The organism is Rhizobium sp. BK379, from assembly GCF_014193955.1.
In the GTDB taxonomy this organism is placed as follows: domain Bacteria; phylum Pseudomonadota; class Alphaproteobacteria; order Rhizobiales; family Rhizobiaceae; genus Rhizobium.
This window is the reverse complement of sequence record NZ_JACIAD010000010.1, coordinates 155,488-180,630: the sequence shown is the minus strand read 5'-3', so window position 1 is coordinate 180,630 and position 25,143 is coordinate 155,488. Positions and strand designations below refer to the sequence as shown.

25 protein-coding genes are annotated in these 25,143 nt (G+C 57.7%); 18 read left to right on the top strand and 7 right to left on the bottom strand.

The annotated features are described in order from the left end of the window. The first annotated feature begins 71 nt into the window (after positions 1-71). From FHT93_RS32650 to FHT93_RS32640, 3 genes are all read left to right on the top strand, one after another. Positions 72-887 carry an alpha/beta hydrolase gene (locus FHT93_RS32650; RefSeq protein WP_183851219.1) on the top strand — a complete coding sequence of 272 codons (816 nt, stop codon included), beginning with the start codon at positions 72-74 and terminating at the stop codon, positions 885-887. 305 nt (positions 888-1,192) lie between these two features. Then, entirely contained in the window at positions 1,193-1,390 is a 198-nt protein-coding gene (locus FHT93_RS32645; protein ID WP_018114838.1) for a hypothetical protein, read from the top strand. A 179-nt stretch (positions 1,391-1,569) separates the two neighbouring features. Then, positions 1,570-1,800, top strand: coding sequence for a hypothetical protein (locus tag FHT93_RS32640; RefSeq protein WP_018114839.1), 231 nt, complete (start codon positions 1,570-1,572; stop codon positions 1,798-1,800). A 24-nt stretch (positions 1,801-1,824) separates the two neighbouring features. On the opposite strand, the gene FHT93_RS32635 is transcribed toward FHT93_RS32640, so the two are convergent. Continuing rightward, the gene (locus FHT93_RS32635; protein ID WP_183851218.1) at positions 1,825-2,697 is read right to left on the bottom strand and encodes a hypothetical protein; all 873 of its coding nucleotides are present in this window, start codon (positions 2,695-2,697) and stop codon (positions 1,825-1,827) included. Between the two features lie 52 nt (positions 2,698-2,749). Between FHT93_RS32635 and FHT93_RS32630 the strand changes: the two genes are divergently transcribed. From FHT93_RS32630 to FHT93_RS32615, 4 genes are all read left to right on the top strand, one after another. Continuing rightward, positions 2,750-3,058: a hypothetical protein gene (locus FHT93_RS32630; protein ID WP_183851217.1), complete on the top strand. Its 309-nt coding sequence runs from the start codon at positions 2,750-2,752 to the stop codon at positions 3,056-3,058. A gap of 366 nt (positions 3,059-3,424) precedes the next feature. Continuing rightward, positions 3,425-3,823, top strand: coding sequence for a GFA family protein (locus FHT93_RS32625; RefSeq protein ID WP_183851216.1), 399 nt, complete (start codon positions 3,425-3,427; stop codon positions 3,821-3,823). A 177-nt stretch (positions 3,824-4,000) separates the two neighbouring features. After that, the gene (locus FHT93_RS32620; RefSeq protein ID WP_183851215.1) at positions 4,001-4,645 is read left to right on the top strand and encodes a response regulator transcription factor; all 645 of its coding nucleotides are present in this window, start codon (positions 4,001-4,003) and stop codon (positions 4,643-4,645) included. Between the two features lie 51 nt (positions 4,646-4,696). Then, the gene (locus tag FHT93_RS32615) at positions 4,697-5,080 is read left to right on the top strand and encodes a response regulator (RefSeq protein WP_183851214.1); all 384 of its coding nucleotides are present in this window, start codon (positions 4,697-4,699) and stop codon (positions 5,078-5,080) included. A 19-nt stretch (positions 5,081-5,099) separates the two neighbouring features. Here FHT93_RS32615 and FHT93_RS32610 read toward each other — a convergent pair whose 3' ends face one another. The 6 genes from FHT93_RS32610 to FHT93_RS32585 form a co-directional block, all read right to left on the bottom strand. Next, positions 5,100-7,565, bottom strand: coding sequence for a PAS domain S-box protein (locus FHT93_RS32610; RefSeq protein WP_246781774.1), 2,466 nt, complete (start codon positions 7,563-7,565; stop codon positions 5,100-5,102). Between the two features lie 98 nt (positions 7,566-7,663). Further along, positions 7,664-8,356 carry an ABC transporter ATP-binding protein gene (locus FHT93_RS32605; RefSeq protein WP_183851213.1) on the bottom strand — a complete coding sequence of 231 codons (693 nt, stop codon included), beginning with the start codon at positions 8,354-8,356 and terminating at the stop codon, positions 7,664-7,666. Next, a complete protein-coding gene (locus FHT93_RS32600) occupies positions 8,356-9,144 on the bottom strand; it encodes an ABC transporter ATP-binding protein (RefSeq protein WP_210299464.1) in 789 nt (262 codons plus the stop codon). Before FHT93_RS32600 ends, FHT93_RS32605 begins: the two co-directional genes overlap by 1 nt. Further along, positions 9,134-10,066, bottom strand: a complete 933-nt coding sequence (locus FHT93_RS32595) for a branched-chain amino acid ABC transporter permease (protein WP_183851212.1) — start codon at positions 10,064-10,066, stop codon at positions 9,134-9,136. Before FHT93_RS32595 ends, FHT93_RS32600 begins: the two co-directional genes overlap by 11 nt. Beyond that, positions 10,063-11,040, bottom strand: a complete 978-nt coding sequence (locus tag FHT93_RS32590; protein ID WP_348649814.1) for a branched-chain amino acid ABC transporter permease — start codon at positions 11,038-11,040, stop codon at positions 10,063-10,065. The genes FHT93_RS32595 and FHT93_RS32590 overlap by 4 nt, the downstream gene beginning before the upstream one ends. Before the next feature lie 36 nt (positions 11,041-11,076). Continuing rightward, complete coding sequence (locus tag FHT93_RS32585) at positions 11,077-12,429, bottom strand: ABC transporter substrate-binding protein (RefSeq protein ID WP_183851210.1); 1,353 nt, start codon at positions 12,427-12,429, stop codon at positions 11,077-11,079. Positions 12,430-12,830: 401 nt separating this feature from the next. On the opposite strand from FHT93_RS32585, the gene FHT93_RS32580 reads away from it, so the two are divergent. The 11 genes from FHT93_RS32580 (at position 12,831) to FHT93_RS32530 (ending at position 25,038) form a co-directional block, all read left to right on the top strand. After that, the gene (locus FHT93_RS32580) at positions 12,831-15,689 is read left to right on the top strand and encodes a winged helix-turn-helix domain-containing protein (protein WP_183851209.1); all 2,859 of its coding nucleotides are present in this window, start codon (positions 12,831-12,833) and stop codon (positions 15,687-15,689) included. 122 nt (positions 15,690-15,811) lie between these two features. After that, complete coding sequence (locus tag FHT93_RS32575; RefSeq protein ID WP_348649812.1) at positions 15,812-16,648, top strand: acetoacetate decarboxylase family protein; 837 nt, start codon at positions 15,812-15,814, stop codon at positions 16,646-16,648. Between the two features lie 420 nt (positions 16,649-17,068). Beyond that, positions 17,069-17,863 (top strand): alpha/beta hydrolase, encoded by a 795-nt coding sequence (locus tag FHT93_RS32570; protein WP_183851208.1) that lies wholly within the window; start codon positions 17,069-17,071, stop codon positions 17,861-17,863. 129 nt (positions 17,864-17,992) lie between these two features. After that, entirely contained in the window at positions 17,993-19,636 is a 1,644-nt protein-coding gene (gene mdcA, locus FHT93_RS32565) for a malonate decarboxylase subunit alpha (protein WP_183851207.1), read from the top strand. 12 nt (positions 19,637-19,648) lie between these two features. Further along, positions 19,649-19,963, top strand: coding sequence for a malonate decarboxylase acyl carrier protein (mdcC, locus tag FHT93_RS32560; protein WP_113013741.1), 315 nt, complete (start codon positions 19,649-19,651; stop codon positions 19,961-19,963). After that, positions 19,960-20,898 carry a biotin-independent malonate decarboxylase subunit beta gene (locus tag FHT93_RS32555; RefSeq protein WP_183851206.1) on the top strand — a complete coding sequence of 313 codons (939 nt, stop codon included), beginning with the start codon at positions 19,960-19,962 and terminating at the stop codon, positions 20,896-20,898. Before mdcC ends, FHT93_RS32555 begins: the two co-directional genes overlap by 4 nt. After that, positions 20,885-21,604 carry a biotin-independent malonate decarboxylase subunit gamma gene (gene mdcE, locus FHT93_RS32550; RefSeq protein ID WP_183851205.1) on the top strand — a complete coding sequence of 240 codons (720 nt, stop codon included), beginning with the start codon at positions 20,885-20,887 and terminating at the stop codon, positions 21,602-21,604. The genes FHT93_RS32555 and mdcE overlap by 14 nt, the downstream gene beginning before the upstream one ends. Then, entirely contained in the window at positions 21,582-22,262 is a 681-nt protein-coding gene (gene mdcG, locus FHT93_RS32545) for a malonate decarboxylase holo-[acyl-carrier-protein] synthase (protein WP_183851204.1), read from the top strand. The genes mdcE and mdcG overlap by 23 nt, the downstream gene beginning before the upstream one ends. 11 nt (positions 22,263-22,273) lie before the next feature. Beyond that, complete coding sequence (gene mdcB / locus FHT93_RS32540; RefSeq protein WP_112969684.1) at positions 22,274-23,146, top strand: triphosphoribosyl-dephospho-CoA synthase MdcB; 873 nt, start codon at positions 22,274-22,276, stop codon at positions 23,144-23,146. Continuing rightward, entirely contained in the window at positions 23,146-24,093 is a 948-nt protein-coding gene (locus FHT93_RS32535) for an AEC family transporter (RefSeq protein ID WP_348649811.1), read from the top strand. Before mdcB ends, FHT93_RS32535 begins: the two co-directional genes overlap by 1 nt. Before the next feature lie 9 nt (positions 24,094-24,102). Further along, positions 24,103-25,038 (top strand): acyltransferase domain-containing protein, encoded by a 936-nt coding sequence (locus FHT93_RS32530; RefSeq protein WP_183851203.1) that lies wholly within the window; start codon positions 24,103-24,105, stop codon positions 25,036-25,038. The last annotated feature ends 105 nt before the right edge of the window (positions 25,039-25,143 follow it).

Sequence of the window (25,143 nt, the reverse complement as noted above, 5' to 3'; positions counted from 1 at the left end):
CTCGGACCCGGCCCATGCCCATCGGACGAATATATTCGAGAATTGCGCCATCAGGCAAAGGACGAAGGTAGATGTCCAAACTTTCAAAAACCGAAGTAGTCACCTCTCACGGGGTCATTGCTGTAGAGGAGAACTCCGCACACGGCCCGAAAGTACTTTTTCTTCACGGTAACTCGACCTGTCGCGCGGTCTTTCGGAAGCAATTCATGGATGACATTCTCGGATCATACCATCTCATCGCGCTTGACTTGCCGGGCCACGGAGAATCCGGCGATGCGGTGGATCCGAAACGGACCTATTCGCGGCCAGGATTGGCGGATGCGTGTCTGGAGGTGATGGCGGCGATGGGCATCAGGAGCGCCGTTATCGTCGGTTGGTCACTCGGCGGTCATATAGCCATCGAGATGCTATCCCGCTCGGCAGGAATCGACGGCATCATGGTGACCGGTACCCCACCCGTCGGGGACAACATCGCCGAAGGATTTCGCCGCAGGCCGCTCGGCGGACTGGCCGGCGAGGCAGAGCTTACGTCGGAAGAGGCGGTCGAATTTGCACACGCCATCATGGGCCCTCATCTGGAGCCTTTCATCCCAAACACAATCAGGCGAACGGACAAACATTTTCGGCCCTTGCTCGTGAGCGGAGCCATGAAAGGCCAGGGCGCAAACCAGCGGGACGTGCTTTCTGCAACCAACGTACCGACAGCAATCGTGAACGGCGCGTTGGATGACATTGTCAACCTGGACTACGTCAAATCCGTCCCCTACGGAAATCTGTGGAACGACACATGCATCCGGATCCCACGCGCCTCGCACGCTCCCTTTTGGGAAGTTCCCGCCAGTTTTAACGCCCTGCTCAGGAACTTTCTCGATGATGTTCATCAATGACCGATGATGACAGAGGCCTTCATCCTAATGCTCGCGTACGGGCCGAAGTGCCGCAATCTGGCCAACACGGTCAGGAAACGGTCTCGAAGCTCCGCCGATGAGATGAAGCAATTTCGGCCGGACTGCTTCTGCTTTCGACGAACGCGCTGACGATATACCCCTTGATCACATTGCATCGCACGGAGATGAGGTCGCCGACATAAGGTATGCCGGGAAAGGCATTAGCCGCTCCTTGGAAAGGCTTCCACTTCGGCGTGGCCATGTTAAAGTAGCGCTCTCCGACGAATTGCGGATATGGGGGAGCGATGCGATTTCTGATTGCGGTCATTGTCGTTGCCTCTGTTTTTGCCGGAAATGTGGCCTTCAACGACAGCACCACCTTTCTCGGCTATCCTTTGTTCTTCGTTTGGAACATTTTTAGCGTGGTGCTCATCACCTGCGGAATGGGGCTCATTTTCGTTTTGGACCCCAAAAATAGGCGGAGCGCAAATCCGGACGCCTGAAGTTTCGCTCCCTGACAGGCCGACGCGGCTCATGGCATGCGTCTCGCAACGATTGGCTTGCCCTAAATGGCCTCGAATGCATCGGGCTTGCATGCGGTACCGGCAAAAGCGTGGAACCAATCTTCACGCTGCATGTTCGAACACCTGATGGGTTGCGGAATGAGCAATAGGGAGGTCACATGCCGGCAAGCGAACTGGATGAAGTCCTGACGAAGCTACCGCTACGCATCGGCGTATACGTTCCCGACGACCTGCTGGAGGATTGGTTTGCGCCTGGCACCGGAATGAACCCCGTGGGAAGCAAGGCGCTCGATGCAGCGGCCGCCTATGGCAGAGCATTCGAATGCGAGTTCAAGCACTACCCCGACCGCAAGGAAGGCGTCTTCTGGAAATGGGTGCCTGCGATCTGACGGTGATCGGTGGGAGTAAGCAAATCATGACCCGTTGGGCTGCTTGAGGCGTCGTTCGCGCGACCGAGCGCTTTTCCTTGCCTCACGCAGTTCGTCGAGCGTCGGCTGCCACCAGCCGCGCGATCTCTCATCGTCTCCGGTCGGGGTTCTTGACGGCCAGGTATGTACAAGTTCGTCCAGGGTCGGGCTTCTCCATAATGCCCAGACCTGCTCCCCCGAGCAAGGATAGAACTCCTGTGCAATTTCGGGGTCGACAATTTCGCCCGTGACCTCGACGATCAGGACAATTCCGTATGCATTTGTGGCGACAGGTCTCCCGAGCGGCGGCGGATCGTTGCCTGCAACCGGCAACCTGTGTCGACGTCGCTCGGCCGCACGCCGTCGTCTATCTGCTTCCTCCTGCGTCCCTTTTCGCGCAGCCGCGCGTTTTCGTCTTTCGTCCGGCTCATTGCGCAGCGCGGCCTCTTCGATGGTCTTCCAACGTCGCAGAAGTTCGTCATAGGACGAAAAGGGGACAAGCCAGGCGCGCTTCGCACTCTCCCATCTTGCAAACGGGACCTGCCGGAGTTCCTCCACCGCCGTCCGAGAATAAGGCGTGCGTATCCAAAAACCAATGTCGCCCACGTTCAGGTAGGGACTGAGAATAGGCTCGAAATTATATGCGTCGCGCCCCCTCTCATCCGCGAAGGGCTCGGTTCGGGATGCTTCGCGCGCAAGCCATCGGTCGATACGGCGCCGCGCCGTACTTCCGGGTACGAACCAGGCCTTTTTCTCCTCGCTCCAGCGCGCACGCAGGAACGTCTCCCGGAACCGTTGCGCTGTCATCCTGTCGAAGGGAAAGGACACTGCCTCGCCCGTCGTCGCATCGTCCATTCTTCGATCTTCATCGTTGCTCATTGGAGGTCTTCCCGCTCCAAGCAAAACGCGGAAGCGACCCGTGAGGTTCGCCATGACCGCTATCGTTTGCTGGGGGTTCGGAGACCTCGCCGCGATTGCAGCGATCCATTTTTCAAGCTGCCGCTGGATCGAGAAAAAAGCGCTGGCGAAAGGGATTTACCGTCGTTTCTACCTTCCCCCCTTCCCGTCGAGAGATGGGGCACGGAGAGATGGACCGCCTGTTGGGCGATTATTCCCAAAACTGTTGCATCGAGCGGAGGCCGAACTGAGTCGTCAAGAAAATGAGAACTCCGACGGCCCCGAGATAGTAAAGGCCAGAGAGCTGGAACATCTCCACGACCTCTACGGACACGAGCCCTGAAACGGCTCCGATCACAACCGTCGCCAGCAGGGGCATTTCTCGCGATTGATCCACAGCGAGCACCTCCGTCATTTGATGGGAACGACTGGGCGGAGAATTGGTTCGCGCACCAACCAGATTATGGCTACCAAATGGTTTCCAGAAGGATTGGGTAGGTCTTGACCAGATAACTCGCCGTCGTCTCGGCTGCTCAGCGAGGCCAACTTCCTGTCTGGCTGCCACGACGTGAAATAACAACTGCCCAAAAGCGTTGTCACGATGTCGGCAAACTGCTCCTGGAATGGATCTGCTACGCCGCACCAATTGAACTTTTCGTTGATGAGATCGGTTCTCTGGAGGTGGACTGAAAACGGTGATGGAGGAAGCATGGCTCGTCACGGCGGATGCTTGTGTGGCGCGGTTCGATATCAGGTGGAGGGCGAGCCCTATCGCATCGGCCTTTGCCACTGCGCTGATTGTCGAAAGGAAAGCGGTTCCTCCTTCACAACCTTCGCCCACTGGCCGCGCGACGCATTCTCATTTTCTGGCGTCACCGGGATCTATAAGGGCCGCAGCTTCTGCCCTCTGTGCGGAGGCAGGCTGTTCTGCCTGAATGAACAGGATGTCGAGATCCGCCTGGGCTCACTCGACGATGCGCCTGCCCGGCTCTTCCCTGACATCGAGGTTTGGACGAAGAGGCGCGAACCCTGGCTGCACGCGATAGAGGGAGCGACCCAGCATGTGGAAGACACGCCTCGCGGGGAGAGCGACCGAACGGGTTCCTAGTTCGACGCGTCTGGTTCGGGCGATACATTCGCTCTGCTTGCGTTGGGCACGCCCGCCGCAACACCTGAAAATTGCCTGCCAAGAGGAACCAAACACACCTTGGTGTGATAGCCTGTATAATACGCGAATGGTATATTTCCGCGGATAAATTCGTCCAGCTTGATACCGAGTAAGATCATGACGCGCGATCTGACCGATAAAGCCTTGGTTCACATTGTCGATGACGACGAATCTGTAAGATACACGCTCTGTCAACTTCTGCGGTCGGTTGGTTTACACGCCCGCACCTACGGATCCGTCACCGAACTCACAAGCCAACCTTTGCCCGACAAACCGGGTTGCCTGGTGCTGGATGTTCGCCTCCCCGGAGTGAGTGGCTTGGAATTCCAAGGGCAACTCAATGATCTTGGCATCTTCCTCCCTGTCATCTTCATGACCGGCCACGGCGATATTCCGATGTCGGTACGTGCCATGAAAGCGGGAGCCGTCGACTTCCTGCCCAAGCCTTTTCGAGATCAGGACATGCTGGACGCCATAAGCTCGGCAATTGGCCGTGACCATGACCGACGCGCGAACACGGATCAGGCTGCGGATATCTATGATCGGTTCACACGCCTTACGCCGCGCGAGCAGGAAGTGATGATGTTCGCAACGTCTGGAAAGATGAACAAGCAAACAGCTGGTTACCTGGGTATCAGCATAGTCACGGTCAAAATCCATCGCCGCGCTGCGATGACGAAGATGGAGGCTCGAACACTCCCGGATCTCGTGCGGATGGCCGACATGCTCAGGCCAATGCTCGGCATAGGTTACAGGCAATAAGCCGGCGCAGGACGGGCGCCCATAAGTCGAAACAGAAAAAGGATTTCACGAGTGGTAGCGGTAACGTTGGTCGGAATTGTTGACGACGATCGATCACTGTGCTCGTCACTCGTCCGTCTTGTTCGCTCGATGGGATACGAGGCTCGTGGCTTCGAATCCGCCGAGGAATTCATGAGATCCAGCACGCTCGACGAGTGCTCCTGTCTCATCACAGATGTCCAGATGCCCGGCATCAGCGGCATCGAGTTGACGAAATTCATGACTGTTCAACGCTCGACCGTGCCCGTCATCGTCGTTACCGCTCATGCGGCGCCTGGCCTGGAAGACAGCGCGCTTGCAAACGGGGCGTGCTATTTCCTGAGAAAACCCATCGATGGCGACCTCTTGGCCGCCAACCTCTCGAAGGTGATAACCGCTCAGGTGGCCTGCGATTGATCGGACGCGAATGCTGCTCTCAAGCTGGTACGATAGGCAAGTTGACCGAGAAGCAGGCGCCGCCGATGCTGCTGACGGTATCTGCGGTTATTTCTCCTCCGTGAGCTTCCACGATGGACTTGCATATTCGCAGGCCCATTCCCATTCCGGTCTCCTTCGTGGTGAAAAAGCTTTCAAAAAGCCGATTGGCGTGACCGGGGTTGATCCCTGCTCCATTGTCCTCGACGGTGAATACCGCCCTATTGCGGGCGGAGGTCCCGGACCGCACGACGATGTGTGGGTTGCTCCGTTGGGGACGCGGGGCTTGAAGTGCGTTTATCGCCAGGTTCACGATGACCTGGTGCACCTGTGTGCGGTCCCCAGCTATGACGAGGGGCTGACGCGATTTCTCATGGGTCACGGTTGCGGAACGTGCCTGGATCTCGTGGCGTAAGAACTGCAGCGCTTCCTGTATGACCTCGTCCAAGTCGAGTTGCGTCCGCTCCGGAGGCTTCCCGTTCGCCATTGCTCGAATTCGGCCGATGAGTTCGGCTGCCCGCTTGGCGTCATGCAACATCGAGGTCAGAGAATCTCGCACTTCGTCAAGGTCAGGCTTCGGACGGTTTATCCATCGCAATCCGGCTGCCCCGGCGTTGGCGATTGCGGCCAACGGCTGATTGATTTCGTGAGCTATCGACGCCGTCAACTCGCCAAGGACAGACAAACGGGCGGCGTGCGCGAATTCCGCCTGAACCTGCTGCAGGCGCCGTTCAGCCTCGACCCGGGCGGAGATGTCAAGGACACCGACAAGGCTGGTATCAGGGTCTTTGGAGAGACCAACGCGCGCTGTTGTGAAAAGCACGTCTACGATACGTCCGTCGAGCGTCACCATCTTGGTTTCTTCTTCGAAGTTGGTATTCCCTCGATAACGGGACACCATTGCGCGTCGGAAGGTCGCCGAGCTCTCTTCAAAGGTGCCGACAACGGACTTGCCTTTGAACTCGTCCGCCCCACGGCCACCGAACATCTGGACGCCACGTTCATTTGCTTCCTCGAAAATCATAGCTTCCATGCATGACCTCAGGAATGCGGGGTTCTCGTCGAAATATGTGTCCAGATCCGTCACGCCCTCGGATCTGAGCTGCTTGAACTGGGCAACCAGATTGCTGGCGTTAAGCTGCCATAGCGCGATGGGCATCCGGTCGAACAAATAGCGGTACCGCTGCTCGCTCTTTTCCAGCTTCGCATAGGCCTCTTTCTGAGCGGTGATATCCATGACTGCGCCAACGAATTGGGGACTGTTCTTGCTGCCGAAGTCACATCGGGCAACCACGCGAACATGTTTCACATCCCCATTTGGCATCAGAAGACGATGCTCATGTCGAAAGTCGCGCCGGTCGGCATGGGCTTTGACAAGAAGATCTCGAACAACAGGCAGATCGTCCGGGTGCGTCCGCTCCAGGACAAGAGCCATTGATGGCGTTGCTCCTTCTTCCACGCCAAATATTCGAAAGGTCTCGGCCGACCAAAAAAGCTCGCCGGTCGAGAGGTTCCACCCGAAGCTTCCTGTGTTGCTCAGCTTCTGAGCCTCTGCAAGATAGGCCGCCTGACTCCTGTTCAACTCGTCTTCAGTGCGTTTGCGTTCACTGATATCGGTATTGCATTCCAGCGTCCCGACACTGTTCCTGCGATCTTCGAGCCGGTGTGACCACCGACTGGAAACTGAGATCCGCCTGCCGGTGCGGGTCGTGCGGATCAACTCGCCTTCCCAACGCCCTGAACGACGTAACGCATCGTTTATCTCGAGAAGCGATACCTGAAACCTGGTTTTCAGGAGTTCGTGGGCGACCTTTCCTATGGCCTCATGACGGGACCATCCATACAGCTCTTCCGCGCCACGGTTCCAATACGTGATGATGTCGTCGGCATCGCGGACAAACACGGCGTCACTTGTCAGATCCAGTAAGCTTGCCTGTTCACGCTCCGACACGCCCAAGCTGTGAACCAGTCTGATAAGGCATGCGGCAAAAAGCGAAGACAGGAGAAAAACAATCAATGTCGCGAGTTCGTGCCTGCTGCCGATGATGAACGTGTGCAGGGGGCCGACAAACCAGAAGTTCAAGCATCCGACAGCAAGAACCGAAAAGAAGATCGATGAAATGCAGCTGTCGAATAGCGCGAGGAATATAACGACCAACAGGAGTACAAGCGCAGCAGGCGTCAAATTGAAGCCAAGAGCTGCGCAAGCCAGGCTGAGCAGGCCTATAGCCGCGCCTCCTAATAGCCAGAACGCAAGAAGCCAGCGATGGCGCTCAATCCGTCCGGCTGCCAGCAGTGGCACTGCGCGGCGTCGAAACAGTTCAAGAGTGCTCACGACACCACCATCGTTGCGCACCAACGCATTGCCGCTACCGGTACGAAAGCCAACCACTGCCCTGTGAACATGTCGCTCTCCCTCGATAAACTGCTCCCGTCGCATGACGGTATCGAACGAAGTCAATGACATCAGGGGATGTCGTATACGAGTTTAGTATTGTGAATCGTTGTGAACGCCCTTCGCTGTGTTAACCCCGGGCTCGATTACTCGACAGATGCAGCAGCGAGCTAAAGGCTTGTGATGGTTGCTCCGTCAACGATCGCTAGCGCCTTTTCGTTGGTCGCACCGCACAAAAGGTAACCCCGATGAGATATTTTGAGTGCGGCGAAGGTGTGCTGTTCCACCATGAGCACGGCGACCCCTGATCGGTTAATCGCCTGGATCTGATCAAGAATACGCTCGACAAACCGGGGGGCCAGGCCCGCCGTGGGTTCGTCCAGCAGCAAAATCCTCGGCCTTGGCATCAAGGCCCGCGCCAATGCGAGTATTTGACGTTCACCCCCGGAGAGACTTCCCGCCTTTTGGCGGCGCCGTTCTGCCAGTGCGGGGAAACTAGAGTATAATTCTTCGCGGCGAGGGCGAAGGGCTATGTCGGATCGCGACCTGAGGCCAATCTCAAGGTTCTCGTCCACGGAAAGCGATTCAAACACATTGTCGCTCTGGGGGACATAACCCATTCCGCGCTTCACGAACTCGCTGGGCGCCATGCCTTCCATAAACGTCGAATCTAGCCTGATGCTGCCACTACGCAGCCGGACCAACCCTATCAAAGCCTTTAGAAGAGTTGATTTGCCGGCACCGTTGGATCCGACAACTGCCACGACCTCATCATGGGAGACAGTCAGGTTGATATTATTCAAGATGTCAGGATCAGCCTCATAGCCGACTGTCAATTTCTCGGCGACGAGGAGCTCCGTCATCAAAGTAACCCGAATTGCAGGTCGCCCATGTAGGCGTCGATGACCCGTGGGTCCGAGGAGACGGCTTCCGGGGTGCCTGAGGCAATCACACAGGCTTCAACCATCACCAAGACATGATGAGCGTAGGTCATGACCGCCTCAAGATCATGCTCGATAAATAAAAACGTGGTCTTCGACCGGCCCTGTAGGGAAATTATCGTTTCGAAAATCGTTGATCGTAAGCCCTCGTTCATTCCGCTCATTGGTTCGTCAAGCAGGACCATAGACGGCTCGGCCATCAACACCTGAGCGAGATTGAGAAGCTTTTTCTGACCGGCTGACAACGTGCCGGCATAATGATCCGCCTTCTTTTCAAGCCTCAGTTTCTCCAGCATTTCTTCGGCGGCGGCGCGTCCGGTTGTTTCCCGATCACGGACGGATCGCGGCGCGACGAAGAGTGACGCCAAATGCTCTCCCGGTTGTCCCGGACATGCCACCATCAAATTCTCCAGCACGGTCATTCCGGAGAAAATTCTCGGAAATTGAAAGGACCGTGCCAAGCCGAGACGCGCAATACGATGGGGCGGCAGGCCGACGATGCTCTGCTGGTTGAAAAGAATTTTGCCCTCATCTGCCCGGGAATGTCCGGTGATCAGATCGAACAGCGTGGTTTTCCCCGCGCCATTCGGGCCAATGAGCGCTGTCACAGATCCACGCTGAATGTCAAAGTTTACATTCGAGACGGCCCACCGTCCGCTGAAAGCTTTGGAGATACCTGCTACTCGCAAGATGGGCATATCAGTAGTCATGGGCGCGTCCCCGTCCCCTGCTGTTGCCCAAGAAACCATGGGGGTAAACGCGACTGAGGACGATCAGCAATAATCCAACCACCAAGAAGCGGAGAGACGCCTGTTCGGTCGCGGAGAGCGACGTCTCGATGAGCCGTGACCCCTCCATCAGCGTCCAAAACACCACGCTTCCCAACATTATTCCCCAGTAGTTTCCGAGGCCCCCAATAAGCAGGATGACAAACCCGAAAAACGTAAAGGTCGGGTCGAAGATGCCTGGATATAAATATGTCACATCGAGAGCGATGAAGAATCCGGCTACCGCGGCGAGTGCTGCGCCTATTGCCAAAGATTGCATCCTGAACCACAGCGTGTTTTTTCCCAACGCGGCGATCGCTGTCTCGTCATCGCGAATGCCACGGAGGACCCTGGACCATGGTGTCCACTCGAGCATCTTCATCAGTCCCGTTAGTGCCGCGAACGTGATCCACACGAACAGCAAGAGAGGGATTTGCTTGTATTCACCAAGACCGATCCCTGAGAATAATAAAGTGATCCACTCACTGGCCGATCGCCATTCCACATCGAAACCGATCAGGCCCTGGTTGCCGCCGCTGAAGTCAGTGTTTTGCAGGATGTGCCGAACGATCTCGGCAAATGCGATCGTCACGATTGCGAACTGATCCGGCCCGAGCCTGCTCGTTGACCATCCAATTACCATCGCGACCGCAGCAGATAAAACCAGAGACGCCGAAAATGCCAACCACAGGGAAAACCCGGCTTCGGCGACCAGTATCCCTGCCCCGTAGGCACCGATTGCCATAAACCCTGCCTGGCCGAAATTCAGCAGACCCGTGACTCCGGTGTTAAGCTGGAGCCCGAGCGTGAGTATTCCGTAGATGCCCGCGATCACCCCGACATTGATCCAGAAATCCACGCTCATGGGCGGCGCTGCGCGCGAGCGAAGATGCCGCGAGGTACAGCAAGGAGCATGAGAACCAGGAAAACCAGAGCCACGAGGGGCTTCCATTTTGCGCCGAGCAACAAAGCAGACCACTCCTGGGAGAGGCCAATCACCAAGCCCCCGAGCATTGCGCCGTAGATATTGCCAATTCCGCCGAGCGTGGCCGCAGCAAACAAGCTGAGCAACAAGGTCAGACCGAAATTTGGATTGAAACTTCCGACAGCTGTCGCATAGACAATGCCGGCGGCGCCAGCCAGCAGGCCCGACAAGAGTGATGTGAGATCTATGGTGTGCCCGACACCGATACCGCAAACTTCGGCAAGCAGACGATTGTCAGAAACCGCCCGCATCGTCTTCATCGCACCACTGATCCATAGGCCTGTTGCAAGCATCGACAAAGCTGCCAGGGCCATGACGAAACCGAGCGCCTGTTGGGTCCCCACGCGAAAAGGCCCTAAAACCATCGTCGACAGGACGTCAATATCGAACGATCGTGACTCGCTGCCGCCAAAAAACTGAATCGTGAAGCGAATGAGAAAGCTTAATCCTATTGCGGACAAGAAGCATTGAAGTGTGCTTGCGCCAGCATTCCGTAATGGGCGCCAAACGAGTTTTTCGGCCAGAATCGAGAGAAGCGCTGTCCCCAAGATGGCCAGCAGCACCGACAGCGGCAGTGGCGTACCCAGCGCGGTGAACATCAACGTGAAGTATGCCCCAGCCACGAGAAAATCACCGTATGCGAGGTTCACGAGTTTCATGACGCCCATTATGAGCGTCAGCCCCATTGCACCGAGGCCGAGGTAGCTACCAGTTACAAATCCGTTGATCGTCGCTTGCGAGACTTTCACGGTTCCAAAAAATGCAATCAAGCAGAGGAAGATAAAGAAGAGAGATACCAGCAGTTTCGCCGGTTTCGGCACTCCCGTAAAGTAGGCTTGCGCGGTCGCTGACACTCTCAAGCCTCGGCCACTCCTCCGGTTCGTCAAAGCTTACCTCACGTCGATTTGCCTGACCGTCACCTGCTCGCCGTTCCGATACTGGAATATATCATAAAGACCGCTCGTAGGATCTCCGTTCGGCGCAAAGCGAAATGCTCCCGACACCCCGATATAATCAATCGGTCTTCCCGCCGCGGCATCCTTCACGGCCTCCGTCAATGTCTCAAGGGTGAATTGCCTCGCCCCTTCCCTTGTCACCTCTCGGACCTTCTGGCGAATGAGTTCTGGATCGGTTGCACCAGCCTCAATGGCCGAAAGAACACAGAGAATACCCGCATCGAACACGTTCGCCGCATAGGAACCGGCTTCCGCCCCTCCCGCCTGCCGCCAAAGTTCGTTGAACAGTCGGTATGCCGGGGTTCCACGGGGGGATCCGCCTGCAACGCCGTAAGCCCCGTTGATGGCCCGCGCCGGAATGCTCTTGGGCACTCTGGCGAAAGACAACGCATCCGCAACAAACAGTTTGTTTGGGTCGAATTTACCGCTGCGGACGAGTGCTGCCCCGAGCCTCGCGTAGGTGTCGGGATAATCGATGACGACATAGGCGTCGGGATTTTCGTCGAAAAGTTGAGTAGCCTCGGAATCGAAGGCTTGCTGCGTGGGATCAAATGCGATGCTCGAGACAATCGTTCCACCGCTTGCCTCCCAATCCGATCTGAACGTGCGAGAGAGAGCGTCGCCGTATGGCTCGTTTCGAAAGAGGATCGCAACCCTCTTGCGGGCACCGACATAGGTCTCGATTGCCCGGACCAACGCCTTCGACTGGAGGTCATCCGGTGCGAGCGTGCGGAAAATCGTTCCGCCGTCTTCGACAGAGCGCAGCCGCGTGCTGGATGCCTGCGGCCACAACGTAATCCTTCGCTGTAATGTCACGCCGTTGAGGACGGCGATTGACTCGGGCGTGGTTGCCGGTCCGAGAATGCACGAAACGCCTTTGTCCACGAGCGTCCGCGCGGCAGAGACGGCCGCCTGAGGGTTTCCTTGAGAATCCGCGCTGACCAGATAGACCGAAAGATCAAGTCCGGCCTCCTTCGCAGCGATGTTGCTCACCGACACCGCAAGTTTCGCCGCTTTTTCAACGGATGGCCCCATTTCCGACATCGGCCCCGATGCTTCAATCAACGCACCGATGAACATGTCTTTCGCATTGGCGATGCCCGCATCACCGGACACTAGGGCGACGCCCACCAGACAGCCTATGAAAATCGCGGCTTTGGGAAACAAACTCATCGGGAGAGCCCATTTTGTGTCCGAAACGCGATTAAAATCCAACGCTTTCAAAATATCAATGCAGGTCAAGTCCTGCGGAACTGCCTGGCATGTCCCATGGACAAACGGCAGCATTCGGTTTCTAATCGCTGCCAATCAAGCTCGTGACCCAACAGGCCCGATGAGACGACCACCTGGGTTAAGCGATCGGCAAAAGCGATGTCTGCCGGCGTCTGACAGACGGGTCCGACGAATGCAGGCCTCCAAGTGGACTTTGAGCGGAGACGCTCCTCTCATTCATTTATTGTGACCACATCGCAGCATTGAGATGCCGGCCTCAAAGAAAGGCCGCGGCAAGCTTTCTTTTACAGCTGTATTGCCGACCTCACCCGGTCGGGATGATCGCCGGCAACAGGATGTAATGAGGCCAATGAAATTGAAGCAGCGACAAAACGGATTTTTTATTCTTCTGATCGGTTGCGCTATAGCGGACGCTGACTCAGTCATGCTGGGTAGAGACATCCAGGACGGTTGTCATGTGGAATGAGAGCGATCCGGACACCAGCAAGGGTCTCTATTTCGGTCCGTTTCAATTAATCGCCTCCGAACGTTTGCTGGCTAAGAACGGCAAACAGGTTGCAATTGGCGGCCGTGCGCTTGATATCCTCATCGCGCTGACCCAGCGACCCGGCGAGATCTTGACGGGTGACGAGCTGACAAAGCTCGTCTGGAGGGGCCTCACGGTCGAAGAGTCGAACCTCAGGGTTCACATCGCCTCCCTGAGAAAGGCCTTGGCAGACGGCGAGGATGACACACGCTATGTATTGAACGTCGCAGGGCGCGGATATACTTTCGCAGCAGCAATCCGTCGAGGGCCGGTCACACCTGAGAGATCGCCGACTGCTGAGACGAGCGAGCTGCGTTCTCAGAGCCTTCCCCATGCATTGCCATCTCTTTTTGGTCGAACAGAGACAGTGAATGTCCTGTCGCTGTTGGTTTTGTCACGCCGCTTTGTCACAGTCGTAGGTCCAGGAGGCATCGGAAAAACCACCGTCGCTGTGGCGGTCGCTCATTCGCTTCGCCAGGAATTCGAAGGGAGCGCGATTTATTTCGTTGATCTCACTCTGGTCCAGGATGCCCAGCAGGTTCCAAATGCAGTCGCCTCAGCTCTCGGCTGTTTTGTCCAAGGCCCTGAGGTAGAACCGTTCATCCTGGCGTTTGTATCCGGGAAGAAGATCCTCGTGGTGTTAGACAATTGTGAGCATGTCATTTCGGCCGCCGCAGCCCTTGCCGAACGCCTTTTCCATGCTGCGCCATCGCTCCATTTATTGGCCACCAGTCGTGAGGCGTTGCGCGTAGACGGTGAGAACGTGCATTTGCTTCTGCCTCTTGATACGCCGCGCGGCGAGGTGACAACGGCATCCCAGGCCCTTGGCTCTCCTGCTGTCAAACTTTTCATGGAGAAGGCTGCATCTTCTGGGCATAGGTTGAGCCTTACTGACGCAGAGGCACCGACGGTCGCCAATATCTGCCGCCGCCTCGACGGCATCGCCCTGGCGATCGAGCTTGTCGCAAGCCGTGTCGGCACTTTCGGCATCCAAGGTACATTCGATCTCATGGGCAACGACGCCGAGCTCCAGTTGCAGGGGCGCCGCAATGCCGTGCCTCGTCACCAAACGCTTCAGGGTATGCTCGACTGGAGCTACAATCTCCTGTCCAACATTGAGCAGGAGGTGCTGAGCAGGCTTTCGATTTTTGTCGGACAATTTACCTTTGAGGCTGCTATCGAAGTCGCCGGGTCCTCGGAAGACACAACCCGGACCACCAATGCCATTGCGAGCTTGGTGGACAAGTCTCTTATCTGGATATCGCCCGCCAACGGGATCGTCACGTATCGGCTTCTCGACACGACACGCGTTTATGCCGCCGCCAAACTCGCGGCCAGCGGCGAAACGGACGCGGTGGCGATGCGACACGCACAATATTTCGCCGACTTTTTGAAAATGCATGAAACCGATGATCTCGTTTCACATGGGCACAATGTCGAGGCATACGCGCCGCATATCGGCAATATCCGCCAGGCGTTGGGCTGGTGTTTTTCCAGTTCTGGAAGCGTCTGCATCGGCATTGAGCTCACGTCCCATGCCGCTCCCCTGTTCCTTGCATCTTTCCCGCTGCTCGCCGAATGCAGTAACTGGTGCAGCAAAGCGATGGCGGCACTTCTGCCGAGCGATCGGGGCCAACGAAGAGAACTCTACCTGCAGAAAGCACTCGCGCTTTCATCGATGTACCTGTGGGATGACAGCGAAAAAGTCAAAGCAGCTCTCGAACGTGGCCTGGAGCTTTCTGAAAAGCTTGGCGAGGATCGGCTTCAGCATTACCTGCTTCTCGGCTTGAATGTCTTCTTTACCCGTCGTGGCGAGTTTACGAGGGCCCTGGACGTCGCAAAGCGTGCTGCAGCCCTGTCGGAAAAATTTGGGGGGGTGGCGGAGAACGCAATGAGCGAATGGGCCCTGGCGGCGTCCCACCACATTGCGGGAAATCAGTCCGCTGCTGTCATGCACGGTGAGCGCGGGTTTAGACTTGCTGTTAACACCGCCCCGTCAGAATTTGTGTACTTTGGGTACGACTACCATGTCCGGGCGCTCGGCACATATGCTCGCTCGCTCTGGATCAGCGGCGCACAGACGAAGGGTATCGCAAAGGCACGCGAGGCGATCTCGCGCGTGATTGATTCATCGCACCCGGTGCTGTTTTGCGCGGTCCTCCTGGATTCCATTCCGGTTCTGCACTGGGGTGGCCAATCTGAAGAGGCGTTTTCGTTTTGCGAACAGGTTATTGCTCACGCCCTCAGATACTCGCTCCATGCGCAAAAAGCTGTCGGCCTTGCGCTACGTGGTGAGCTCATGATTGCGCGCGGTGAGGTCGAACCAGGCGTCAACATGCTACGCGATGCGCTGAAGACAATGGGCGATAATCAATATCACGTGCAGACACTGGCGACACGGCGTGCGCTCGCCGAAGGCCTGAGACGGCTAGGTGATTACGACGAGGCATTGTTCATGATCAACGACGCCCTAAACCAGGCCGATCAGGCAAGCGCCACACTTTGGCTGCCAGCCCTACTGCACGCAAAAGGCGAAGTGCTAATGGCAATTTCGACACCTTCCGCCGAAGCAGAAGCTTGCCTCACCCGTTCCATCGAGATTGCTCGCCGGCAGAATGCTTTGAGCTGGGAACTAGGAGCAGCGACCTCGCTCGCTCGCATCTGGGCCCAAAAAGGAAAATCCGTGGAGGCAAAGTCTCTTATTCTAGCTGTGCATTCCCGGTTCAACGGCGACGTTGAGGCTTGGGAAATCAGCTCGGCACGCCAGCTGCTCGACGAACTCCGGTAACATCCGTGCGCCTCGATTTGGGATCGCTTCGCCGCAGCGCTTCGGACCTTCACAACGATTCACAAATCTAAACTCGTATTTCCCGGTATAGGTGTGTTCCATGCGAGAGAACGGGAGATCTCGTGCTTCCGACCGGCCATTTGATGGAGGCGCGACGAATGCTCTCGGGATATACAGTTCCGCTGACGCCGGACGGTAAGTCCTCACTGACCCCGCCGCCACCTTGGCACTATGCCGGCGATTGCATCGCCGTCGAATACTGGGCGGATCCCGCCGCTGTCGCGGCCCTACTTCCTATGGGTCTGACGCCGGACGACGAATCGGAGGGGCGCACGTTCTTCTGGTTTCTCGACTGGCAGTTCACAGGCTCGAACGACGAGCACACGGACCCGGCCCGCTATCAGTACCGCGAGGCGTTCATTCTGGTGGAAGCACGTCTCGAAGGCCGCCCAGTCAATTTTTGTCCTTTCATCTTTGTCGATAACGATGCGGCGATCGCACGCGGCTGGATTCAGGGTTATCCCAAGAAACTTGGCAGCATCTATCAAACAAGGAGCTTTTCTGCGCCGGGTGCCGCCGCCTGCCCGCTTGAACCGGGAAGCCGTTTCGGCGCGAGTGTTTCATCTCACGGAGAGCGAATGGCAACAGCTCGGATCGAACTCCGGGAAAAGGTGATGGACCCGGCAAAGGTGTTCAATCGGCCGACCACGATACGGAGATATTTCCCATCGCTAAGTGCCAGCCAGCAGGGCAGACCCGCGGTCGACGAATTGACGCTGTCGCTGATGGACAATCTTACGTTTTCGGATTTCTGGACGGGGTCCGCAGAACTTTCGATACCCCATGTCGAAGGTGAGGATATGGATGCCCTGGCGCCGCGAGAGGTGGGGCGAGGATTTCGCTTCGGCATGTCGTACTCGGTCTCCGATCTTCCCATACTCAAGGACTATCTGGCTTAGGGGGCTCGCTGCACCTGCTGGTGGTGCTGTGCGACCATGTCGTCGCACGGCACATGGCGAATTCGTGCACACAAGCGGATGCCCCCATGGATGTCTGGTCCGGAACCGGTTCCCAGAGCGGCCGAAAGGCTATGTCCGTCCTCCTTGTCCTTTCCATGCAATGGTCGTGCCCGTCCTACACCTAGGTGTGATTCTCGAACGGGACCATCGAAGCTAGTTTTTATGCGGAGAAAACAGCCTACCCAATCACATGCCCATTTCACGACCAGGTAGCGACGCGGTTTGATGCCGTTGTCGGTGACTGCAGCAAGGCGTGATCGGATTTCTGCAACAGAATTCCAGTTCAGTCGCATGACTTACTTTTTGTGCTCGCAAGATGCCGAGCCCTGTCTCAATGCAACCACACAGGAAGCCATAGCCATGAAACAGCTCAAGACCTATGTCACCCTTGCAGCCACCCTTCCATTCATCGCGCTGGCGGCGCCCGCGAGCGCTGAACCGCTCAAGAATATCGTTCTGGTGCACGGCGCCTGGGTGGATGGCTCTGGTTGGAAACCCGTCTACGAAATCCTGACCAAGGAGGGTTTCAAAGTCACGATGGCCCAGGAGCCCGAGACGTCCTTCGCGGACGACGTGGCTGCAACCAAGCGCGTTCTCGACCTTCAGGACGGCCCGACACTTCTCGTCGGTCACAGCTACGGCGGCTCGATCATCACCGAGGCGGGCGTCCACCCGAACGTGACAGCGCTGGTTTACGTCGCCGCACACGCACCCGATGTCGGCGAAGACGAAGGCACCCTTGGAAAGAAAACTCCAAGCGTCCTGGCCAAGACCGAAGGCGCAATCAAGAAGACGCCTGACGGCTATACGTACCTGAACCCGGTCGACTTCCCGAAGCTCTTCGCTCCGGACATGCCAAGAGGGCAGGCAGAATTCGAGGCCCGGTCGCAGGTGCTTGCGGCAGCCGAAGTGTTCACCACACCGCTGACTGCAGCGGCATGGAAAACGAAGCCGAGTTGGGCAATCGTCGCCGGGAATGACCAGATCATCAACCCGGATCTGGAGCGCTGGTACTACGAAAGAGCGAAGAGCCGCACGATCGAGATCAAGGGAGCAAGCCACTCCGTATACGAATCCCATCCCCGGCAAGTGGCAGAGGTGATCATCCGAGCTGCCCGCGAGGCTGAGCAAGACGCCTCGACCGCCAAGAAGTAACGCGCCTTGCCATATAGCCGCAACCGCTCGCCCACAGATGCGGAGACATTCCTCCGCACGCAGATCCCAATCGGTCAAATCGAAACCGCGCGGTTGTCGACCAACTGACAAGCAGGAGCCCAGAAGACGATGAACTGGCAACGACACCGCGAAGAGCACCTTGCCCGCATCAAGGCGGGAAGTGCTCTGGCGAAGGGAAAAATCGTCGAGGCACGTGACGCGACCCGGCTGTTGGAGGCGGTGGTCCGTCCTGGCGATCGCGTGTGCCTTGAGGGTGACAATCAGAAGCAGGCTGATTTGCTCAGCAGCGCGTTGCTGGCCGTCGACCGAACAAAGGTCAACAACCTTCACATGGTACAGTCCGGCGTGGTTCTTCCCAGCCATCTCGATCTGTTCGACCACGGCATCGCCAAGCGGCTCGATTACGCCTACTCAGGTCCCCAATCCGCACGCATTGCGAAAATGTTGTTCGGCGGCAAGATCGAACTGGGCGCGGTTCACACCTATCTCGAACTTTTTGCCAGGTATTTTATCGATCTCACGCCCAATGTCGCGTTGATCGCCGCAGTCAGCGCTGATCGCGACGGCAACCTCTATACGGGACCGAACACGGAAGACACGCCTACCGTCGTCGAAGCGACCGCCTTCAAGGACGGGGTCGTAATCGCCCAGGTCAACGAGATTGTCGATCGGATCCCCCGTGTCGATATCCCCGGAGATCGCATTGATTTCGTCGTCGAAGCCGACAAGCCGTTTTTTGTGGAACCCCTGTTCACGCGCGATCCAGGCGCTATCACGGAAACGCAGATCCTCACGGCCATGATGGCCATTAAAGGGATCTATGCGCCATACCGCGTGAAACGTCTGAACCACGGGATCGGATTCAGTACTGCAGCGATCGAACTCCTTCTTCCCACGTTCGCAGACAAGCTCGGACTTAAGGGCAAGATCGCATCCCACTTTGCTTTGAACCCCCATCCCGCGTTGATTCCGGCGATTGAATCCGGCTGGGTCCAACAGATCCACTCGTTCGGCTCGGAAGTGGGGATGGACGACTACATCCGCGCCCGACCCGATGTCTACTTCACCGGTGCGGACGGTTCCCTGCGTTCGAACAGGGCTTTTAGCCAGGTAGCGGGTCTCTATGCCTGCGATATGTTCATCGGCTCGACACTTCAGATCGACCTCGACGGCAACTCATCCACGATTACGACCCAGCGTATCGCAGGCTTCGGCGGTGCGCCGAACATGGGTTCCGACCCGCGGGGTCGGCGTCATCCGAGCGAGCCATGGCTCCAGGCTGGCAAGGAAGCTGATCCCGATATACCTGGACCATTGCGCCGCGGTCGCAAGCTCGTCGTTCAGATCGGTGAAACGTTTGGAGAAAAAAACGTCCCCCTCTTCGTCGAGAAGCTGGACGCTTTAGCCCTCGCTGAAAAACTCAAGCTCGATCTGGCTCCGGTCATGATCTACGGCGATGACGTGACGCATATCGTTACGGAGGAAGGCATAGCAAACCTCCTCCTGTGCCGGGATAGCCGGGAGCGTGAACAGGCCATCCGCGGAGTGGCAGGCTATACCGACGTTGGCCGCGCGCGCGACAAGAAGATAGTCCAGCACCTGAGGGAACGTGGCGTGATCCGACGCCCGGAAGATCTCGGCATCGACCTCCTCGACGTGGATCGAAATCTGCTGGCAGCTCGCTCCATCAAGGATCTCGTCCGATGGTCGGGCGGTCTTTATTCCCCTCCCTCGAAGTTTCGCAACTGGTGAAAGGAACACGTGATGGAAGATCTTACCTTTCACCACACGACCAACAGGCGGGCTTCCGGCGACAGAAGCCTCGCAATCGTTGGTGTAGTGGCCTCCGGAAATCTCGAAGTCCTCGCCGAGCGTGTCCTGCCCGACAACCACTGCCAGGTCGAAATCAGGACGGCAGCCGAAGGGTTCAGAGAAGTCTGGACCGCTGTCATCGATGACTTTGTCGAGCGATACGCGCCCGGTGGGCTCAAGTTGTCCATCAACGATGGGGGTGCACGACCGGATACGGTGATGCTGCGATTGGCGCAGGCGGTCAGCGTGATGGAGGAACAACAATGAGCTCTGCAGAAAGACCGCGGCCTGCAAAGCCGCGTGAGATGTCTTCAAGCTGGTACGAGGCTTCCGCGCGCCAACGTGTCGACTTTGTGCTGGATGCAGGAAGCTTCCAGGAATTCCTCGGACCGGAAATGCGGGAGGTCAGCCCCCACCTTCGCGTCTTCGATCTCCCCGAGCAATTCGACGACGGCATAGTCATCGGACGTGGCTTGCTCGCAGGATCCCCTGTGTTCATTGCGGCCCAGGAAGGCCGTTTCATGGGCGGCGCGTTCGGCGAGGTCCATGGGGCCAAACTGACAGGCCTCCTGCGCGCTGCGCGGGATGCGAAGTCGATACCCTTGCTGATCCTCTTTGATACGGGCGGCGTGCGGCTTCAGGAAGCAAATGCCGGAGAGCTCGCGATTGCCGAAATCATGCGGGCCGTTGTCGAAGCAAGGACCGCCGGCGTGAAGATCATCGGGCTTATCGGCGGCCGCGCGGGCTGCTACGGCGGAGGCGGTTTGACAGCCGGCTGCTGCTCCGCTCTCGTCGTCTCCGAACAAGGACGCATTGCCGTTTCCGGACCGGAAGTCATCGAGACGAACCGAGGGATCGAAGAATTCGATTCCCGCGATCGCGCTTTGGTGTGGCGAACGATGGGCGGAAAACACAGACATCTGATCGGCGCAGCCGATGTCTTTGTCGACGACACGGCAGAAGCGTTTCGAGAGGCGGCGTCGGCACTCGTAGAAACCGTTGCGGGTCTCACCCTCGAGACCCTTTTGAACGAGCAGCTTCGCCTCGAGAAGCGCTTGCAAAGTTTCGGCGCGTCTGGCGACGCTCTCGATATCTGGAAGGCGATCGGTGTGCCCGAGGCCGCTTCGGTGCCCGGAATGCCAACCGAAAAATTCATATCCCTCGCCGACAAACTGCGGAGCACCCCCCATGACGCTCGATGAAATCTTGGCCTCGCTTTTTCCCGACGGCTGCAAGGTGGAGAACGACAACGGTATCCTTACCGGATACGGCTCCCTCCAAGCCGGAGGCCAGGGCCTGGTGATCGGCGTTTCGGACCGGACCGCATTGGGCGTAGACGAGGCGATCCGCCTTTCAAGCTTCGTCCTCGGCGCCCTGAAAACGGGCAGCGGCCCGATTCTTGTTATCGTCGACAGCGACAGTCAGCGGATGAGCAAGCGCGACGAGCTGCTGGGCCTGAATGAATTCCTGGCGCACCTCGCCAAATGCCTGATTTATGCCGACATGCACGGTCGGCCGACCATCGGCATCCTCTACGGCCATTCCGCGGCCGGGGCGTTTCTCGCGACGGCATTGGCAACACGGGTATTGGTCGGACTACCGGGGGCGTCTCCTGCGGTCATGGACCTGCCTTCGATGTCGAAGGTGACAAAGCTTTCTGTCGAGGTTCTCGAAGAAAAAGCGAAATCGACGCCGGTTTTCGCGCCCGGCCTCGAAAACCTGGCACAGACAGGGGCGGTTCACCGAATATGGAGTGAGACCGACTCTCTTGCGGCACAGCTCAATGCACTGTTGGCCGATCTGCCGGACATTCGTGATATTCGCGATTCATTGGGCAAGGAACGCAAGGGCCGTATAAAGGCTGCCGAAATTGCGGAGCGGGTTCATGCGCTCGCACTCGCACGGTAACATCGTGCCGCCGAGGCGGCACGATTTGGTTTCGTTGGATCCGCTGTCATGGACCTCGATGATCGAGGACAATTCTTGCCTTTCTTCCGAGCCTCTGATTGCTGAATGGCGCAGACGCGGTTGGCCCGTGGTCGCTCGCCGGCCGGAGCCGGGAGGGCCGGCAGGCATTTCCGTCGGCCTGCCCTTGCCTCCATCTGCCGGAAAGAAACGGCTCTCCCTGGTAGTTCAAGAACATCAGATCCTGTCAGTTGATCGCCCTCCTGTTCTGGAAGCGGTTCACCCCAAATCACCCAGTGAATGGATTCCGACGCTGCGGGAAATCGGCGAATTGGCGTCCCGGCACGCGATCGAAGTCAGGGTCTTTGGCAGTCTTGGATGGAGTGTCATTACGGGTCTGGATTATCTGACCTCCAGCTCCGATCTCGATTTTCTGTTTTATCTCCACCGAAATACGAACGCCGTCTCCTTGGCCAACGATCTGGCGGGCATCCAGTCGATGGCTCCGATGCGATTGGATGGAGAGTTCATCCGCGATGACGGCGCCGGAGTTCACTGGCGGGAGTTTCTTGGCTCAACTGGTGACATTCTCGTCAAATCCATCTCGGGAACGATGCTGTGCCACCCGACGGCATTTCTGAACGGGGGTACGCACCTATGAGAAATTTCCTGATGCCCCCTCCCGCCACGCACGAACGATCACATGCCAGAGATAGGCGGCCAGCAAACCTCAACTACATCGCGTCCACAGCGACGGCCTGCCTTTTGTTGGAGCTCGAAACCTGGCCGAAACCGGGGCTCGTCAGTCACATTGACTGCGGCAGCCACGACGACATGAATTGCGAGACGTTTCGTGAAAGCGCCGCAGCAATAAGCCCCTTCCTCGGAGCGCTGGCGGAAGCCGGGGCCCAGGACTGTGAAATGGGGCGCCTGCGGGTCATCGGCATCGAGGCGGAAGCCGCGATGCGTGCCGCCACCTCCGGCATCAATACCCATAGGGGTGCGATATTCGGGATGGGACTTTTGTGCGCGGCAGCGGGTGCGAGAGCAAGCGGCGTTGTCGCCGACGACCTTTCGCTTGGTGCAATCGTCTCAGAACGCTGGGGGCATGACATTCTCGACGGTCCTATCCTGTTGCACAGCCATGGCGACAGGGCGAGACGTCGCTTTGGCGCCGGCGGTGCGCGCCTCGAAGCGGCGGAGGGTTTTCCAACCGTCTATCGGGTTGGTTTGCCCGCCCTACGAGATGCCATCAAGGCGCGTCCGGATGATGCGGAGGCTGCTCGCGTCCAGACTTGTTTCGCGCTGATTGCGGCTCTCGACGACACCAACCTGCTTCATCGGGGCGGCCCGGATGGCCTTCTCTACGCGAAGCAACTCGCGCAGGAGTTTCTGGACGACGGCGGGATCCGTGCTCCGCAGTGGAAACGTCATGCCGCTTTGATCCATCGACAATTTCGCGATCGCTGGCTCAGCCCCGGCGGTTCGGCAGATCTCCTTGCGATGACGTTGTTTGTCGACGTGCATGAGAGACGGGAAATCTGATGGCACATACGATCTTACTCGCGCTGCTTCCTATTTTCTTTGTCATGGCGCTTGGCTACCTTGCTGGGCGCTTGGCTATCGTCGACAATCATCATGTTGAGGGACTGAACGTCCTCGTCATGACCTTTGCCTTGCCCGCGTCGCTGTTCGCAGCGACAGCGACCGCCCCGCGTAGCGAAATGCTCGCGCAAGCACCGCTTTTCCTCATCAGCAGCGGCGTCATGCTCGTCGTGTTTGCCGCCTGGTATCTACTTCAAGTACGCTACATGAAGGTCGGCAAGGCGGACGCCTCGCTGCAGGCACTCACGATCGCGTTTCCGAATCTGGCAGGTGTAGGTCTTCCTATTCTTAGTGACGTGCTGGGTCCCAGTGGGACTGTGCCGCTCGCGATCGTACTCGCAAGTGGCTCGATCATCATTAGCCCGCTGTCATTGCTTCTCGTCGAGATGCATGTCGACAAGCCCGGCACGAATAACGGGCAGCGGCCCAAGATCTCGCACAGTCTGTGGCATGCCCTGACGAAGCCTGTCGTCGTCGCCCCCTTGCTTGGAATACTATTTTCACTCAGTGGGCTGAAAACGGGTGATGTCGTCGATGCCAGTCTGCTTCTAATTGGTCACGCAGCCCCCGGCGTTGCGCTGTTCCTGACAGGTGTGGTCCTTTCCGCGGAGGCTTTCAAACTCGACAGGAAGGTCATAGGCGCGACCATCATGTCGAACCTGGTGCGCCCCATCCTGACGACTGGCGTCGTACTGGTGTTGTCGATCCCGTGGGACGCAGCGAAAGTCGCCATCTTGCTGGCGGCTGTACCTTCCGGTTTTTTCGGGATCCTGTTTGCTGTCAACTATCGCCTTGACTCGCGTGCGACGGGATCGATGGTGATCGCAAGTACGGTCTCAAGCATCGTCACATTGGCCATCGCTGTGGCCATCCTCTTTCCGAGGTGAAAGCCCGCCATGCCAGTCGCCATCCTGTGTTCCGGACAAGGACACCAGAATTCTGCGATGTTTTCTCTCACGGAACGTGCACCGGAAGCCGATGAGCTTTTTGCGTATTGCGCGAACTTGCTTGGCGGCGTCGACCCTCGCGAACTCGTCAAACGAGAATCGATTGAGACGCTTCACGGCAATCGAACCGGCCAGATACTTTGCACGCTGCAGGCGCTGGCGACATTCGAGACCTTTAAGTCGTACCTGCCTTCGCAAATGATCGTTGCCGGATATAGCGTCGGAGAAGTTGCGGCTTGGGGCATAGCAGGGCTGTTCTCACCCAAGGAGACCCTGGACCTCGTTGCGCGCCGGGCAGAGATCATGGACGCCGAAAGTACTCCGGGTGACGGCCTTCTGTTCATACGTGGCCTTTCACGGAATGCGGTCGACATTCTCTGCGCTCGTTACGGAGCAGCAATCTCGATCATCAATCCCGGCGACGCCTTTATCATCGGAGGTGGCCGGCCTGCCCTGGACGCCATTGCCGAGGCAGCTCGTGCCGCAAATGCTCAAAGAGTTGCATTTATACAGGTCATGGTCGCGTCTCACACAAACTTACTGCGCAAGGCTGCGGATGATTTCCGCGATGTCCTGCTTGCGGCGGTCTGCTCTCCGCAATCTCCGGGAGTTCGCCTGTTAAGCGGGATCGATGGCACGACCGTCGGCGATGCCCGGACAGGTCTTGCCAAACTCGCGCGACAGGTGTCACAGACTGTCCTGTGGTCAGAGTGTCTCAGCAGCTGTGTAGAAGCGGGGGCAACATCGTTTCTCGAGTTCGGTCCCGGGAGAGCGCTAAGCGAAATGGTGGCTTCGTCTTACGCCGACCTCCCGAGCCGAAGTGTCGACGAATTCAGTTCCATTGCGGGCGTCGTAAATTGGATCGGTTCGCATGGGGTGCCCTAAGGCCATGCTCGCCACGACGGCTGCCGCGGCCCCGATGTGGTCTAAGAGCGGCAACAACAGCTACAATCGGTGATCGGAGCATGCATGAATTCGCCCATTCACCTG

What these genes read in the sequence shown, in the direction of transcription:
- FHT93_RS32650 (WP_183851219.1), top strand. Translation starts at nt 72, where the DNA reads ATGTCCAAACTTTCAAAAACCGAAGTAGTCACCTCTCACGGGGTCATT.
- FHT93_RS32645 (WP_018114838.1), top strand. Translation starts at nt 1,193, where the DNA reads ATGCGATTTCTGATTGCGGTCATTGTCGTTGCCTCTGTTTTTGCCGGA.
- FHT93_RS32640 (WP_018114839.1), top strand. Translation starts at nt 1,570, where the DNA reads ATGCCGGCAAGCGAACTGGATGAAGTCCTGACGAAGCTACCGCTACGC.
- FHT93_RS32635 (WP_183851218.1), bottom strand. Translation starts at nt 2,697, where the DNA reads ATGAGCAACGATGAAGATCGAAGAATGGACGATGCGACGACGGGCGAG.
- FHT93_RS32630 (WP_183851217.1), top strand. Translation starts at nt 2,750, where the DNA reads ATGACCGCTATCGTTTGCTGGGGGTTCGGAGACCTCGCCGCGATTGCA.
- FHT93_RS32625 (WP_183851216.1), top strand. Translation starts at nt 3,425, where the DNA reads ATGGCTCGTCACGGCGGATGCTTGTGTGGCGCGGTTCGATATCAGGTG.
- FHT93_RS32620 (WP_183851215.1), top strand. Translation starts at nt 4,001, where the DNA reads ATGACGCGCGATCTGACCGATAAAGCCTTGGTTCACATTGTCGATGAC.
- FHT93_RS32610 (WP_246781774.1), bottom strand. Translation starts at nt 7,565, where the DNA reads ATGTCATTGACTTCGTTCGATACCGTCATGCGACGGGAGCAGTTTATC.
- FHT93_RS32605 (WP_183851213.1), bottom strand. Translation starts at nt 8,356, where the DNA reads ATGACGGAGCTCCTCGTCGCCGAGAAATTGACAGTCGGCTATGAGGCT.
- FHT93_RS32600 (WP_210299464.1), bottom strand. Translation starts at nt 9,144, where the DNA reads ATGACTACTGATATGCCCATCTTGCGAGTAGCAGGTATCTCCAAAGCT.
- FHT93_RS32595 (WP_183851212.1), bottom strand. Translation starts at nt 10,066, where the DNA reads ATGAGCGTGGATTTCTGGATCAATGTCGGGGTGATCGCGGGCATCTAC.
- FHT93_RS32585 (WP_183851210.1), bottom strand. Translation starts at nt 12,429, where the DNA reads ATGCTGCCGTTTGTCCATGGGACATGCCAGGCAGTTCCGCAGGACTTG.
- FHT93_RS32580 (WP_183851209.1), top strand. Translation starts at nt 12,831, where the DNA reads ATGTGGAATGAGAGCGATCCGGACACCAGCAAGGGTCTCTATTTCGGT.
- FHT93_RS32570 (WP_183851208.1), top strand. Translation starts at nt 17,069, where the DNA reads ATGAAACAGCTCAAGACCTATGTCACCCTTGCAGCCACCCTTCCATTC.
- mdcA (WP_183851207.1), top strand. Translation starts at nt 17,993, where the DNA reads ATGAACTGGCAACGACACCGCGAAGAGCACCTTGCCCGCATCAAGGCG.
- mdcC (WP_113013741.1), top strand. Translation starts at nt 19,649, where the DNA reads ATGGAAGATCTTACCTTTCACCACACGACCAACAGGCGGGCTTCCGGC.
- FHT93_RS32555 (WP_183851206.1), top strand. Translation starts at nt 19,960, where the DNA reads ATGAGCTCTGCAGAAAGACCGCGGCCTGCAAAGCCGCGTGAGATGTCT.
- mdcE (WP_183851205.1), top strand. Translation starts at nt 20,885, where the DNA reads ATGACGCTCGATGAAATCTTGGCCTCGCTTTTTCCCGACGGCTGCAAG.
- mdcG (WP_183851204.1), top strand. Translation starts at nt 21,582, where the DNA reads ATGCGCTCGCACTCGCACGGTAACATCGTGCCGCCGAGGCGGCACGAT.
- mdcB (WP_112969684.1), top strand. Translation starts at nt 22,274, where the DNA reads ATGCCCCCTCCCGCCACGCACGAACGATCACATGCCAGAGATAGGCGG.
- FHT93_RS32535 (WP_348649811.1), top strand. Translation starts at nt 23,146, where the DNA reads ATGGCACATACGATCTTACTCGCGCTGCTTCCTATTTTCTTTGTCATG.
- FHT93_RS32530 (WP_183851203.1), top strand. Translation starts at nt 24,103, where the DNA reads ATGCCAGTCGCCATCCTGTGTTCCGGACAAGGACACCAGAATTCTGCG.